Origin of the sequence: Bariatricus sp. HCP28S3_A7 (assembly GCF_052066375.1) — a bacterium.
GTDB lineage: Bacteria > Bacillota > Clostridia > Lachnospirales > Lachnospiraceae > Allocoprococcus.
In genome coordinates this window covers 22,509-36,641 of record NZ_JBQHSG010000016.1, presented here as the reverse complement: position 1 = coordinate 36,641, position 14,133 = coordinate 22,509, and the positions used below count along the sequence as shown (strand labels likewise).

The following is a 14,133-nucleotide window of genomic DNA, read 5'->3' as shown; positions in this document are numbered from 1 at the left end:
AGCAATCCCCTCCTAATGAAACATTTCCAGACCATTTTGAAGCAGCTGGATCAGCGGTTCCGAAGAAAGTCCCAATAACAGATTCAAAATGATGAAGCATACCAGTGCCAGCGACTTCTGTGGCTGATCCAGAATTCCGATCCGACATGCTTTTCCGGAATCCTCCGGCACGCTCATTGGCGTGTAAATTCGGATAACCGTTTTCATAAAATAAACCGCATTCAGTATCGTACTGATCGCCAGAGCGATCAGCGTAGGAAGCATTTTATAGGTATGCCCCACCGCCGCCTGTGCAAACAGAAGCTTGGAAATAAAGCCCGAAAACATCGGAAAGCCTACCATGGAAAGAGAGCCTGCCGTAAATGCCACGCCCGCAAGCTTGTTGCGATACCCTGCACCGGTCAGATCTGCATACCGCACACTCCCGCCCGATGCATCCGTAAGTCCGGACGCAGCCGTAAACAGCAGTGATTTCGTCGCGGCATGGGAAACCACATGGTAGATACTCGCCAGCACACCTGCCGGCGTTCCAAGTCCAAATCCCATGTAAATATAACCGATCTGCGCAACAGAAGAAAATGCGATCATTCTCCGTATATTATCCTCTCTGATCGCACTTAACGATCCCATGATCATTCCCGCAATTCCAAAAACAAAGAGAACATGGATAACCTTGCTGTCACGCACAATGTCAAACCCAATAACACGATAAAATATTTTAATCAATAAAATAATATATCCCTTTGACACCAGTGAAGATAAAATTGCGGCAGATGACAAAGTGGAATACCCATATGCATCCGGCAGCCAGGCATGAAACGGATAGAGTGCGCTTTTAATTGCAAGCCCTACCGACATCAGTCCCAGAGAAACCAGGAGCGGAATATGGTATGTACCAGTCTCATACAGCGTCCGGACCGCCTCCTGAATATTGCTCATCAAAAGCTGTCCGGTCAGATCATATAAAAAGCAGATTCCAAGAAGGAGCAATCCGGATCCGAGAAGGCTCATGATCATATACCGGGTCGCCGCCTCGATCGTCCTTCCGTTCTGCCGTATCATGATCAGCCCGCAGGCAGAGATCGTATTGATCTCAACAAACACGTATGCCGTAAAAAGGTCATTGGTATAGACCAGTGCCAGCAGTGAACTGAGCAGCAGATTCACCATGACATAATAAAGATTCTGTTTTGTTTCCTCGATCTGGTTTTCCCGCTCCTTCGCCCCGCCGATCATACAAAGCAGCATGATCACACAGAAAAAGAGCGCCATAAACGCTTCCAGATACCCGACACGGATCTCATTCCCCCATGGTGCGGGGAAATGTCCCATCAAATACACATAAGGTTCCCCAGTCTTCAGCACATAGCCGAGCACGGCAGCTGACATCATTCCAATCAGGGATATCACGGCAAGATTCAGCCTTTTGGCTTTCTTTCCGTCAAGCACCGAAGAAAGAGGTCCGGAAAACAGCGAAAGGATGATCGTCATAAAAGGAAAATTCTGTACAAATTCCATTTACCGCCCCTCCTTCTTTAAGCGCGTTGTGATCTCATCCAGATCCAGCGTATGATAACGGCGGTATAGCCGGATCGTAAGTGAAAGCATCAGTGCTGTCACAGAAACCGAAACGACAATTCCGGTGAGCACCAGCCCGCTCGGAATCGGATTGATGTAAGCTTCCACACTCTGCCCCCCGTCTACAACGATCGGTGCCTTCCTTCCGGATACATATCCCTTTAGTGCAAGAAACAAATAAGTTGCCGTGTCCATAATATTAAGTCCAATGATCTTTTTGATCAGATTCTTTTGCAATAGAAGATTCGAGAACCCGATACCGAACAGAATCATTGCGACCGCCTCTTCGTAATTATTCAATAGATTTGCAAGATTCATCCTAATAGCCTCCCTTCCTGAACATAACATAAAACGTATACATCGTTCCTGCGACAACAACCCCGACACAGATATTGAGGATCAGGATCAGACCGCTGCTCAGGATCGCTCCGGGTGTTCCAAGCGGGATCACGCTCTCGATATGATTCGCACCGGTATAAAAGGAATAACTCTTTGCCAGACTATAGCATGCCAGTGCTGCAAAACTCATCTTTTTATAGGTTTTTACTGTAAAGAAACGTTCTGTTTTGGCAAATCCGAATGCATTCAGATACAGGATCAGACCGGCTCCGATCACGGCGCCGCCGGAAAATCCACCCCCCGGTCCCAGATGGCCTGCCAGAATCACATAAACACCGAAAATCATGATCGGCGGCACAAGAATCCTGGCTGCCGTCTGAAGGATCACATCATTCTTCGGTTCATAGGTCCTGTCATTTGCCTCCATATACTCACGGCTTTCCTTCCGGTCTGTCCGAAGCAGAATCAGGACGGTGCAAGTTGCAATAAAGAGTACATGGGACTCTCCCAGTGTGTCAAAAGCTCTGTAGTCCAAAATCATTCCGGTCACAAGATTGACCGCGCCGGTTTCCTCAAGTCCCTGCTCAATGTAACGCGCAGCGACTTCATTATTGGCCGGATTATCGGCATTTCCAAAAGGCGGCAGATTGGAAACGGCGACGAGAAGCATAAATACCAGTGCGATACAGAAGATCACACTGAAAATACGATAAATTTTTCGGAATATCTTCATCTCTGCATTATGCTCTATATCGTAAACACGCCTTACAATTTCCCGCTTCTCCTCACTTCGTAAATGTTTTGCCTTCTTGTCTTCCTGATAAGCTATCTGAGGCTTCATCTCCACTGCATCAAGATAGGGATCTTTTGTCCCATCCAGCCATTGCCTGAATTTCCAGGATTTCGTCTTCCGGTACTGTTCATCCGTTAATTTTCTACTCATCCTTCTGTTCCTCCTCATCCTCTTTCATGATTGCATGGATTTTCTTCAAAGTGACCAGAAAAAGTACCGTTGTGATCCCTGCCCCAACTGCTGCTTCCGTAATTGCCAGATCCGGTGACTCCAGAAGGGTCCATATAATTGACATGATCAGGCTGTACGACATAAATATCAAAATAGAATTCAGAAGATTCTTGGACAGACTGGCTGAGATTGCGCACACTACAAGGAAACTAAGTAATATCCATATAAACATCTGCATATCCTATTCCTCCACTTCTTTCTCCAATTCTTCCAACGAAAGAATCTTATAATGCTTTTCCTTCTCTTCGTCTGTCGTCACCTCGAGTCTCGCGATCAGATGAGATGATACCGGAGATGAAAACCACAAAAACACAATAACAAACAGAAGCTTCAAGGATGTGAAATTCAAACCACTCATAAGAATCAGACCTGCCAGCGAGAAGCCGATCCCCAGTGTATCACCCATTGCCGCTGCATGCATCCGGTTCAATACATATTTAAACCGGAACACACCGATCATCTCAATCGCAAAAATAATCAGACCGCTCACCAGAAGCGCTGTGCCTGCCAGAAATCTTACCCACTCAATGACTGCCATTTTTCTTCTCCTCCTCTTCTTTCTTTTGGATATATACTCCCATATAAACCTTTGTCAGCACAATCACTGCAAGGAAGCTGATCATCGCATAGATCAGACAAATATCAACCAGATAACCTTCCTCCTGCATCAGTGCGAGAATCGCAATCATCACCATTACGATCGTTCCCATCATATTGACCGAGACGATCCGGTCTGCAATCCGCGGGCCTATGATGGCACAAATCAAGCAAAGCATCAGCATCACCGCCAGAAAAATAAGCGCCGCAATAAATACAATATGATACATCTTATCAAGCCCTGCTATTCCTCTTCCCATTTTGCATCCTCCTCTTCCAGCTCGCTAAGCATCTCCACAAATACAGAATCCGCAATCCCCACTGCCAGACTTTCATCCAGACAATGCACGGTATAGTCCGACTCTTCCAAAGTCACCGTGATCGTCCCCGGTGTCAGCGTAATCGCATTAGCCAGGAACGCTTTTCCTGCCGGTGTATTCATATCCGAATGGAAGCTTACCAGCGCCGGCTCGATTTCCTCCTTTTCCGATAAGATCATGTGAATTACCACAAGGTTGGCTTTCACGATCTCTTTGACCAACACACAAATATATTTCAGGAAACGAAAGATTCGACACATATTTCGCTTTTCTTTTTCAATACTATAATCCATAAATTTACATGTAAACGCAAACATTGTCGATGCGATAACCATACCAAACAGACATATCTCTAATGTGAAATTTCCGTTAAAGATAATCCACAATAAAAAATACAGTAAAAACATCTCTCTCCTCCATTCTGCTAATCAGAGATTTTTTTCATAATCCTTACTTTCGGGTAACCCTTACAAAAAACGTTATCATTTTAACACTTTCTTCCAGTAAAGTCTAGTAAATACACAAAAAGGCTAAACTACCGCTAAGAGCCTCTTAAAAGGCGAAAAAAATGAGGTCTCCCTTTTCCCGGAGATACCTCATCGTTTCCTTTCTGCGCTTTTTGATCCGGATCATTTAGTTTCTTCCTAATCCATAATATCCAGAATCGAGTGTGACATCATGAAATTGCAAAATTCCATTGCCTCATCTGCTGTAAGTGTAGTATTTTTATTTGTAATCCAGTATTTCAAACCATTGACCACCGAAATCGTTTGAAAGAGAACGAAGGTCTCCCGGTTTCTGAGGCCCTGCATCTTCTCCAGTTTGACGCCATGTTTATTCAGAAGGAGTTCAAGCAGTTCCATGACCTGACGAGTCAGTATTTCTTCAAAACCGTTCTGCCCTGTCACTTCAAATGCCTTCTGATAATATACTCTGTCTTTCTCCATCTTTTTAAAAACCAGATGTATGGCTCCCTTCGGCATATCCGATACAACCATTTCACGGGCATTCTGAAACACTTCCGTCTCCAGGAGCCACTCCATCACTTCATATTTATCCTGAAAATAATTATAGAATGTAGGTCTGATTACTCCAGCCAGATCCGTTATCGTCTTAATTGTTATTTTGTCAAACGATCCTTTGATCAAAAGTTCCTTAAAGCTTTCCGCCAAAAGGCTCTTCGTCAGTTCTCTTTTCTTCTCCATGTAAACACCCTGATTCTCACAGATTTATCCTGAAATACAGACTCCCTCCTGCCCTTGTCCGGACTGCATTTATGGCTATCATAGCACAAAAGCATCTCATTTTCAAACTATGCCGCCAGCATTTCAGGAATGCACAGCCGTTTTCTTTTTATAATTTGTATATCCTTTTGTCTGACGCGGATGTTTTTCCCAGAGTTCATCTGCCGTCTTCTGCCAGCTTGCCGCATACTCCACACACTTTCCACAGAGATGCTCTGCACTTTCCGGTGACATCAGATCCGTAGATTTCGCACCGCTCTCCCGGATCATTTCCTGAAGTATCTCCGGATTTTCCAACATCGGACACGGACGCAGATGGTTCGTATTGAATGGCTGCCGGTCACGATACGCCATGAAAAGCGGCTGTTTCAGAGCATCCAGAAGCGTCATTTCCCGGATATTTGCAGAAGAATAGTGGATAAAAACACAAGGTTCCACATCTCCGTTGGCATTAATATGGCAATAATTTCTTCCTCCTGCAATGCATCCTCCCACATACTCTCCGTCATTCTGGAAATCCATCGCAAAGATCGGTTTTCCACCGGACATTCCACGGATCTCCCGAACTCTGTGATACATGTATTCCCTCTGTTCCCTGGTCGGCATCAACTCCGGTGCGGCATCATTTCCGACCGGCATATAGTGAAAATACCATGTAAAACGGCATCCCTTTTTAATAATCATATCCAAGAACTCATCGGAAGTGACCGTCTCAATATTTTTGCTTGTATAGCAGATTGAAGTGCCGAAAATCTGACCATGCTTTTTCAGCAGATCCATTGTATGCATGACTTTATCAAACACACCCGCTCCGCGCCTTAGGTCATTAACCTCCTCAAACCCTTCCAGACTGATCGATAACGAGAGGTTCCCGACTCTTCTCATTTCTTCGCAGAATTCCTCATCCACAAGCGTTCCGTTCGTGAAGGCATGAAATGCGCAATCATAGTGTTTTTCACACAACCGGATGATATCTTTCTTCCTCACCAAGGGCTCTCCACCCGTATACATATAGAAATAAATCCCAAGTTCTTTGCCCTGTGTGATGACCCGGTCCATTTCTTCATATGTAAGATTCATCTTGTGACCATATTCGGCCGCCCAGCAGCCGGTGCAGTGCAGATTGCAGGCACTTGTCGGATCCATCAGGATCAGCCACGGAATATTACACTGATGCACTTCACGCATACTTCTTATTTTCTTTGTACCGTTGAGTGCCGCTTCAACCCCAAGATTCAATGCGGTCTGCCGGATCACGTTCGGATCAATTTCTTTCAAAAGACACTCCACATATTTCATCCATTTTGATTCGGGGTCCTGGATTAATTTTCTCGCTCCCTCATAGGCAGACTTTGGAAAATGATCCCCCATATACCTTTCCGTCAGGTCCACCATTTCCAGAAACCCTTTTTCTCTGTCTTTGTTTACATGTTTGATTACCACATCAATTGTTTTTCCGAATGTAGCCCTTGCAGCTCTGTGTGTCAATTCACTCATATTCTTTCTCCTCTCGAAACAAAAAGATGAAAAATAAAATGTTTTGCTTTCTCCTATCGGAGTATACAGGTGATCGCAATATCAAATCCTGCAATTAAAAGCATAATTCCGCCTATTCCATAGGTTCTTCGGTTGTGTTCACATCCCAGCCGGTATCCGATATAGATTCCCAGAATGGACTGGATCACTGTGATGGGGCCCATAATCAGCATCTGGTTCGCAAAATCCACGTTCCAGAATCCAATCCCGATTCCCGCAAACAATGCATCCACACTAGTCGCTGCCGCAAGCATCCCCATACGTTTCCAGTTGATCTGGTCATTTCTCCTCTCAAATACCGTTTCGTTCTTCTCTGCCTTCAGAAGCATATAGATTCCAAGTCCGATAAAAATGAAAACGGAACCTATTTCCCAACTGTTTGCCGCAGCAAAGAGTCGTTCCTCTCCTGCCTTCCCCGGTCTCAGAACCCAGGCAACCGCATTTCCCAGAAGAAGCGCCAGAAGCTGAGAACCGCTGAACAGAATCCCCGATATCAGTGCATCCCGTTTGTGAGGTCTGGAAAACCCTGCTCCTACACAGACGTGCACAACCACCACATCCAGCGAAAGACCTATAGAAATCAAAAGAATTTCTAATATACCCACAGATATGCCTCCTTTGCTTTTCCTTTGCTTTTCCTTTTCTCCCTTCCTATTCTATGACCCGACATACGGATAATAAATCTTCAAACTTCTGTTTTTGTTCAAAATTTTACTACAATTGTCTGTTTTTGTCGTTTTTTCAGAGTTATAAGTTTCATAACATTTGCTAATTTCAGGGCAAAAAAAAATCCCGTGAACCCACGGGATTTTTTTATTCTTATGATACACACATAAGCTGCATTTTTAATGATGGAACAAACGGATTCCGGTAAATGCCATCGCCATTCCATATTTATTACATGTCTCAATAACATTATCATCTCTCACAGATCCGCCCGGCTGTGCAATGTATTTCACGCCGCTCTTATGTGCTCTCTCAATGTTATCGCCAAATGGGAAGAACGCATCGGATCCAAGAGAAACATCGGTCATCTTATCAAGCCATGCTCTCTTTTCTTCTCTTGTGAAGACTTCCGGCTTTTCTGTGAAGATGTTCTCCCATGCGCCGTCTGCCAGCACATCCATGTATTCATCTCCAATGTACACATCGATCGCATTGTCTCTGTCTGCACGTCTGATTCCTTCTTTGAACGGAAGCTCCAGAACCTTCGGGCACTGTCTCAGCCACCAGTTATCTGCCTTCTGTCCGGCAAGACGAGTACAGTGGATACGGGACTGCTGTCCTGCTCCGATACCGATTGCCTGTCCGCCCTTTACATAGCATACAGAATTGGACTGTGTATATTTCAACGTAATCATGGAGATTGCAAGATCGATCTTCGCTTCTTTCGGAATTTCCTTATTCTCAGTCACTACATTTGCGAAGAAATCTTCATCGATCTTCAATTCATTTCTTCCCTGTTCAAAGGTAATGCCGAAGACATCTTTGTGTTCCAGCGGAGCAGGCACATAATCCGGATCGATCTGGATCACATTATAATTACCGTTCTTCTTCTGTTTCAGGATCTCCAGTGCTTCCGGTTCATATCCCGGTGCGATCACACCATCGGAAACCTCGCGTTTGATCAGCTTTGCGGTATCTACATCACACACATCAGATAAAGAAATGAAATCACCGAAAGAAGACATTCTGTCCGCACCTCTCGCACGCGCATAAGCACTTGCAAGCGGAGAGAGTTCTCCCAGATCGTCCACCCAGTAAATCTTCGCCAGTGTCTCGTCGAGCGGAAGTCCGACTGCCGCTCCTGCCGGAGATACGTGCTTGAATGAAGTTGCCGCCGGAAGTCCGGTCGCTTTCTTCAGCTCGCTGACAAGCTGCCATCCGTTAAATGCATCGAGGAAGTTGATGTATCCCGGGCGTCCGCATAACACCTTGATCGGAAGCTCACTTCCGTCCTTCATATAGATACGTGATGGTTTCTGGTTCGGGTTACATCCGTATTTTAATTCTAATTCATTCATGACATATGCTCCTTTTGCTTATTTGTTCTTATTTACAATTCTGGTCTCATATTTACCGGTTGCGATGTCAATATATCTGACAAACAGTGAAACCTTATTGTCTTCATTCAGGCTGTTCCATAATGTGTCCGTAAATGCATCCATATCATCCGGAATTGCGATCAGCTTCGGTTCTCCTTCAAAGCTCGGCAGCGGATTGCCGTCACATTTGTAAGTATGGATGAAATGTCCTTCTCCGGCCACCGGATTCTCATACGCAAATGTATAACGGTTGCATGCTTCCGGATTGCCATTGTTGCTCTTCAAAATAGACATTGCATAGTTATATCTTCCGCTTTCGATATGCATAATACCGGAAATACGAGGTGTATAGTTCGGTCCGTCCGGTTCGAACTCACGGCTTCTCAGGGACTGTTCAAATGTCATCTGCTTGTCCATGCCTTCATAAATCGTATCTGTCTGATCTCCGTTCGTTACGATCGTCTTATTCCCCAATACACGAACCGGTGCATAAATGATCAGGCTCGGGTCTGTCAGCTTTGACTCGTCAAAAGCCTGTGTACGGATCCCTTCTCCTTCTTCCACAAATACACGGTTGCGGCTGTTCTCACTTCTACCCATGATAAAATAAGCAGTTACCGCTTTGGTTCCGTCAGCAGACTTGCCGATGATAATACCTCTTCCCGGATAAGAATTGCTCTGCAGTTCTTTTTCAATAGATAACATATCCATGTCTGATTCTCCTTTTATAACTTGTACTTATTTTTATGCGACGATTTATCAGATTAATTATAACCAACCATACGACATATTTCCAGTATTTCTGCAAAATAATTAAGATTTCTCTGTTTTTACTTTTTCCGGTACTTTTTTTCGATCTTCGTTATATAAACTACCATAACCGCAATGGTCTCAGCCATCACACCGATTACAGACAGCAGGATTACCGGAGAATTTTGCTCGTAGTTAACCAAAGGAATCCCAAGCAGGATAAAACCGATTCCGTATGCACACCACAATTTTCCCAATGCCCGATTATAGCCCCGCACATCTTCCACTTCGAACATCTTCGCATTTGCCCAGAATCCAAATGCGGCAGACTTTTTGCTGAAAATACAATATATCCCCAATCCGATAAATGCGGCTCCCGCCAGTGCCCATATGATAAATCCAATTCCAGCCTCAGTCATCCTACTCATCCTCCCATTCTTCCTTGTTGATCCGTTTTCCGTCTTTATCAAAGGTTCTTTTTAAAGCTTTTTCCGTCGAGAAGATCGGAAGGATCAACACCACACACTGTATCGTTATGATAACCGATCCCACAATTCCCACAATATCGTCATCCTTCCCGATCACCGGTATCATCCCCAGTATAGACGGTAGCAGAATCAGCCATCCCAGCTTATACCATCTTTTTCCGAAATACTTGTGCGCGAACTGCCATGTATCCATATTCTTCATGGAATTTGCCGTCCGGTAACCGAAGATCCCGTTGATTGCTCTCGGACTGTTTCGCATAAACATTTTTCCGAATCCAATCATAGTGATCGGAATCAACAAATTCATTACCAGCATAAATATCCAGAAACCCATTTTCTTCCCCTCCTTGTCACATCTCACTTTTCAAGATTCATATTATTCTAAGAAACCGTTATCCCCGAATCATTTCATATAGATTCCCGCCAGCTTCATCTCGGCATCAAACGTTAAGGTATAGGTGACACTTACATTATCATAAGAAGCATTCATCTGTACCATGGCAAAGCTTTGCCCATTCTGCCTTATTTCTGTCATATACGTTTTCCCAAAATTCCGGAATGTTCCCCAATCGTCGCCAATCGTTTTCTTTGCTTCTTCCATTTTTTCTTCGGTTAGGTAAGGCTGCATTTCCGAAGTTGCAATCTCTGCCATCGCAACCGGTGAACCAAGAGATTGTTTTATCTCTGCATCACTTTCATTTCGTTCTCTCGCATCCCTGATATCAGCCTCCAGCTGCCTGCGTATCTCTTCCTTCTGCTCTTTGGAACACTTAAGCATCTTTACAACCTGCTGAACATACTGCTTCTCATCGAATCTCTCATTCATATTACGACTCCTCCATGATCATTCTTACACTGTCCGTAATCTCGCTCCATACCTTCTCGATCTCGCAAAGCTCGGTCTCTCCCTGCGGTGTCAGTGCGTAATATTTTCTGGATGCCTGCTTCCCTGTCGGTTCACTCCACCGGCTCTCTACCAAACGGTCATTCTCCAGGCGATAAAGCACCGGATACAAAGTCCCTTCTTTCAGTGCGAATCTTCCATTGCTTTTTTCCTTCATCTCACTGATAATCTGATATCCATACTTTTCCTCCTCTTTGAGCAGTCTGAGCACCAGCATATCAAGAACTCCCTTCTTCATCTGCGTCTCATATTTATCGTTCAGAATCATCACCTCATATACTTTGTATTGCTAAGTATATTATAATACCGGGCACTTATGCATGTCAAATAAAAAAAGGCCCGATAAGCCTTTTTTTATTTTTATTCATTTCCTTTTTTTACTATATAAAAAATCATAGAGGTTACCGCCCATACAAGACTGATGCCCGCCGCAATTGCCAACGCATACTGCAATGTCCTGCTCCCGTAATCACTTGCCATCTCCCAGTTTCTTCCTACCACGCCGCTCATCGTATAATACAGCGTGCTTCCCGGAATCAGAGGTATCAGAGCCGGCACCAGAAATAAAGTTGCAGGAGCCTTCCAGACACGCGCCTGAATCTCAGCATAGAGTGCTGCCATTGCAGCTCCGGCAAGGCAGGAAATAAAAATTCCTTTTTCATAGTGAATACCAATCAGATAAACCGCCCAGCTCAGCGTCGCCCCCAGAGAAGCCGGTATCATAAGTCCAACCCTGACGCCAAACACAATAGCAAAACCCAAAGAGCAAGAAAAAGCCATAAAAAGCTGTACTATGATTTCTTTCATTTTTTAACCCCCAATCAGCAAAATCGCCGTCATGAATCCGCACGCCAGACTTCCGGCCCACAGAATACTTTCTATCAATCTCATAAGGCCCGATATCGTATCCCCTACCAGAATATCACGAATCGAGTTCGTCATCGCAATCCCCGGAATAAGAAGCATAATATCACCAATCATGATTTTGTCAGTATGCAGAAACGGAAGTGCTCTTCCCACAGCACAGATTCCCGATCCGGCGAGAAAGGCCGCCGTCAGATTAAAAATCATATTGTTCGGACATATTTTCGGAAGAACCTTCTGCAGGTAACATATCAGGATTCCGAATACTGCGGCAAACATCGCATCAATCAGTGTTCCGCCAAAAAAAACCGCATGGCTTCCTGCGGCCAGTGCACTTCCTGCATACAACAAAAGACCACCGGGTGCCTTTTTCAAATGCTCCATCTCATACTGAAACGTTTCCGGATCCATAGGGTGTTCACAGCACCGTCTGCTCAATTCATTCAGACACTCCATCCTTGTAAAATCCGTTCCTCCCGCGCCCAGGATTCTTCTTGTCTGTGTAATTCTCTCTCCTCCGTGCAGTTCCATCGTAACTACAATGCTGGAAGTGATTACGAATACATTCATTTTCACTGCACCATACGCATTTCCCAGACGGATCAGTGTATCTTCCACACGCTTCACTTCCGCGCCGCATCCCATGAGTTTTTCTCCCATATTCAGAAATATATGCAGGAGCTTACCAGCTGTTTCTTTTGTCAATAACATGTCTGCATTTTTTTTATTATCTTGATCCATATCTCCCCCGTTCAAGAATACCTTCGCATTCTTTTCTCTCCCAAATGACTTTTTGACAATATTTTAACACGCTGTTGTTTCGTATTCCATAATTATTTTGCACAATTTCTGAATTTCGAAAAAATATGAAAACGCGCTGTAATTTTTCACTGCATTCCAGAATATTTTTTATCTTCACAGATTTAACCGCATTTTTTACTTGAAGCCTATCTCTCAAGGCGTTACAATACATGCGTATACTCACATCCTGAAATTGTACTATAATTAAAAACTATAGCGAAATATAGAAAGGAAAAACTCATGGCATCTGAACAAGTCGATTTCGGCAGCAATCATGTCCGCCGCAGTGTCCTCTCTGTCGCGGCTCCGATGCTTGTTGCCCAGCTCATCAATCTGCTCTACAATATCATAGACCGTATCTATATCGGAAGGATTCCGGGTGAAGGGAGTACTGCGCTCGCCGGACTGGGACTGTGTTTCCCGGTCATTACAATGGTGACTGCCTTCGCGAACCTGTTCGGCACCGGCGGCTCTCCCCTTTGCTCCATCGCCCGGGGCAAAGGGGACACGAAAACGGCCCGGGGCATCATGAACAATGCCTGTTTCTGCCTAATAATCACTGGAATTCTGATCACACTGCTTGGCATACTCTTTCACAAGCCGCTACTTTACCTTTTCGGCGCAAGTGACCGGCTTTATCCTTATGCCTCCGGCTATATGATCATCTACCTTCTGGGTACGGTCTTTGTCATGATCTCCCTCGGACTTAACCCATACATTAATTGCCAGGGCTTTGCACGGACAGGGATGAAGACCGTCCTGCTCGGCGCTCTATGTAATCTGATTCTGGATCCTGTATTTATTTTTGGTTTCCATATGGGCGTAAAAGGTGCTGCGATCGCTACCGTCCTTTCCCAGTTTTTTTCTGCCTTGTGGGTACTTTTCTTCCTCACCGGAAAGCATGCTGAGCTCACTCTGGATTTCAAAGGGTTCCGCCCTGATTTTGCATGTATTGCCGAAATCACGAAACTGGGAATTTCTTCATTCGTAATGTCTTTCACCAACGGGCTTGTGCAGATCGCCTGCAATTCCATGCTGCAGATATACGGAGGCGACCTCTACATCACGGTCATGACTGTACTGAATTCCGTCCGTGAGATTGCCTCCGCCCCGGTTCTGGCCATTGCTGACGGAGCATCTCCGATCATCAGCTACAATTACGGGGCCGATCAGATCCCACTGATGAAAAAAGCGATCCGCTTCATGAGCCAGCTCGGCATTGGCTACACCGTCTGCATCTGGGGACTCATTTCCCTGTTTCCGGAGTTATTTATCGGAATTTTCAACCGGGATCCTTCGCTGATGCTAAAAGCAATCCCCGCCATGCATATTTATTTCTTCGGATTTTGTATGATGGCCTTTCAGTTTACCGGACAGAGCGTGTTCAAAGCGTTGGGCAGAGCAAAATATGCCGTATTTTTCTCGATTCTCAGGAAGGCAATCATCGTAACGCCCCTTACCTTACTCCTGCCTCATATCGGAGGACTGGGTGTGAACGGAGTCTTTCTCGCAGAACCGATTTCAAATGTCATCGGCGGACTTGCCTGCTATCTGACCATGCGCCGGACCGTGCTCAAGAAGCTATAATCTAGAATTTACAAACCGCTGTTCAGGTGTTAGAATGATAAAGTATACGTAATTCC

The 14,133-nt window shown here is 44.9% G+C and carries 19 protein-coding genes; 1 reads left to right on the top strand and 18 read right to left on the bottom strand.

Annotated elements, in window-relative coordinates; all coding sequences use genetic code 11:
• Window positions 1-12: 12 nt before the first annotated feature.
• From ACTNA4_RS11275 to ACTNA4_RS11190, 18 genes are all read right to left on the bottom strand, one after another.
• Window positions 13-1,518 (bottom strand): complex I subunit 5 family protein, encoded by a 1,506-nt coding sequence (locus tag ACTNA4_RS11275; RefSeq protein WP_441030112.1) that lies wholly within the window; start codon window positions 1,516-1,518, stop codon window positions 13-15.
• The gene (locus ACTNA4_RS11270) at window positions 1,519-1,896 is read right to left on the bottom strand and encodes a sodium:proton antiporter (RefSeq protein ID WP_441030110.1); all 378 of its coding nucleotides are present in this window, start codon (window positions 1,894-1,896) and stop codon (window positions 1,519-1,521) included.
• 1 nt (window position 1,897) lies between these two features.
• Window positions 1,898-2,860, bottom strand: a complete 963-nt coding sequence (gene mbhE, locus ACTNA4_RS11265) for a hydrogen gas-evolving membrane-bound hydrogenase subunit E (protein WP_427807008.1) — start codon at window positions 2,858-2,860, stop codon at window positions 1,898-1,900.
• Entirely contained in the window at window positions 2,853-3,119 is a 267-nt protein-coding gene (locus ACTNA4_RS11260) for a hydrogenase subunit MbhD domain-containing protein (protein WP_441030108.1), read from the bottom strand. Before ACTNA4_RS11260 ends, mbhE begins: the two co-directional genes overlap by 8 nt.
• 3 nt (window positions 3,120-3,122) lie before the next feature.
• The gene (locus tag ACTNA4_RS11255; protein ID WP_427807006.1) at window positions 3,123-3,479 is read right to left on the bottom strand and encodes a cation:proton antiporter; all 357 of its coding nucleotides are present in this window, start codon (window positions 3,477-3,479) and stop codon (window positions 3,123-3,125) included.
• On the bottom strand, window positions 3,466-3,798 hold the full coding sequence (locus ACTNA4_RS11250) for a monovalent cation/H+ antiporter complex subunit F (RefSeq protein ID WP_441030106.1): 333 nt from the start codon (window positions 3,796-3,798) through the stop codon (window positions 3,466-3,468). The genes ACTNA4_RS11255 and ACTNA4_RS11250 overlap by 14 nt, the downstream gene beginning before the upstream one ends.
• On the bottom strand, window positions 3,783-4,265 hold the full coding sequence (locus tag ACTNA4_RS11245) for a Na+/H+ antiporter subunit E (protein WP_441030104.1): 483 nt from the start codon (window positions 4,263-4,265) through the stop codon (window positions 3,783-3,785). Before ACTNA4_RS11245 ends, ACTNA4_RS11250 begins: the two co-directional genes overlap by 16 nt.
• Before the next feature lie 237 nt (window positions 4,266-4,502).
• Window positions 4,503-5,063 carry a TetR family transcriptional regulator gene (locus tag ACTNA4_RS11240; RefSeq protein ID WP_427807003.1) on the bottom strand — a complete coding sequence of 187 codons (561 nt, stop codon included), beginning with the start codon at window positions 5,061-5,063 and terminating at the stop codon, window positions 4,503-4,505.
• Window positions 5,064-5,186: 123 nt separating this feature from the next.
• Entirely contained in the window at window positions 5,187-6,599 is a 1,413-nt protein-coding gene (locus tag ACTNA4_RS11235) for a radical SAM protein (protein ID WP_427807002.1), read from the bottom strand.
• A gap of 53 nt (window positions 6,600-6,652) precedes the next feature.
• Window positions 6,653-7,243, bottom strand: coding sequence for a manganese efflux pump MntP family protein (locus ACTNA4_RS11230; RefSeq protein ID WP_427807000.1), 591 nt, complete (start codon window positions 7,241-7,243; stop codon window positions 6,653-6,655).
• A gap of 240 nt (window positions 7,244-7,483) precedes the next feature.
• On the bottom strand, window positions 7,484-8,662 hold the full coding sequence (locus tag ACTNA4_RS11225) for a phosphoribosylaminoimidazolecarboxamide formyltransferase (protein ID WP_427806999.1): 1,179 nt from the start codon (window positions 8,660-8,662) through the stop codon (window positions 7,484-7,486).
• Between the two features lie 18 nt (window positions 8,663-8,680).
• The gene (locus ACTNA4_RS11220) at window positions 8,681-9,394 is read right to left on the bottom strand and encodes an IMP cyclohydrolase (protein WP_427806998.1); all 714 of its coding nucleotides are present in this window, start codon (window positions 9,392-9,394) and stop codon (window positions 8,681-8,683) included.
• A 119-nt stretch (window positions 9,395-9,513) separates the two neighbouring features.
• Window positions 9,514-9,861, bottom strand: a complete 348-nt coding sequence (locus tag ACTNA4_RS11215; RefSeq protein WP_427806997.1) for a hypothetical protein — start codon at window positions 9,859-9,861, stop codon at window positions 9,514-9,516.
• Window positions 9,854-10,255 carry an SdpI family protein gene (locus ACTNA4_RS11210; protein ID WP_427806996.1) on the bottom strand — a complete coding sequence of 134 codons (402 nt, stop codon included), beginning with the start codon at window positions 10,253-10,255 and terminating at the stop codon, window positions 9,854-9,856. Before ACTNA4_RS11210 ends, ACTNA4_RS11215 begins: the two co-directional genes overlap by 8 nt.
• A 69-nt stretch (window positions 10,256-10,324) precedes the next feature.
• A complete protein-coding gene (locus tag ACTNA4_RS11205) occupies window positions 10,325-10,747 on the bottom strand; it encodes a DUF3887 domain-containing protein (RefSeq protein ID WP_441030102.1) in 423 nt (140 codons plus the stop codon).
• Between the two features lies 1 nt (window position 10,748).
• Entirely contained in the window at window positions 10,749-11,093 is a 345-nt protein-coding gene (locus tag ACTNA4_RS11200) for a PadR family transcriptional regulator (protein WP_441030100.1), read from the bottom strand.
• Between the two features lie 92 nt (window positions 11,094-11,185).
• Window positions 11,186-11,632 (bottom strand): threonine/serine exporter family protein, encoded by a 447-nt coding sequence (locus ACTNA4_RS11195; RefSeq protein ID WP_427806993.1) that lies wholly within the window; start codon window positions 11,630-11,632, stop codon window positions 11,186-11,188.
• Between the two features lie 3 nt (window positions 11,633-11,635).
• Window positions 11,636-12,430 carry a threonine/serine exporter family protein gene (locus tag ACTNA4_RS11190; protein WP_427806992.1) on the bottom strand — a complete coding sequence of 265 codons (795 nt, stop codon included), beginning with the start codon at window positions 12,428-12,430 and terminating at the stop codon, window positions 11,636-11,638.
• A gap of 300 nt (window positions 12,431-12,730) precedes the next feature.
• Here ACTNA4_RS11190 and ACTNA4_RS11185 point away from each other — a divergent pair, with 300 nt between their 5' ends.
• A complete protein-coding gene (locus ACTNA4_RS11185; RefSeq protein WP_441030097.1) occupies window positions 12,731-14,077 on the top strand; it encodes an MATE family efflux transporter in 1,347 nt (448 codons plus the stop codon).
• Window positions 14,078-14,133 lie beyond the last annotated feature (56 nt).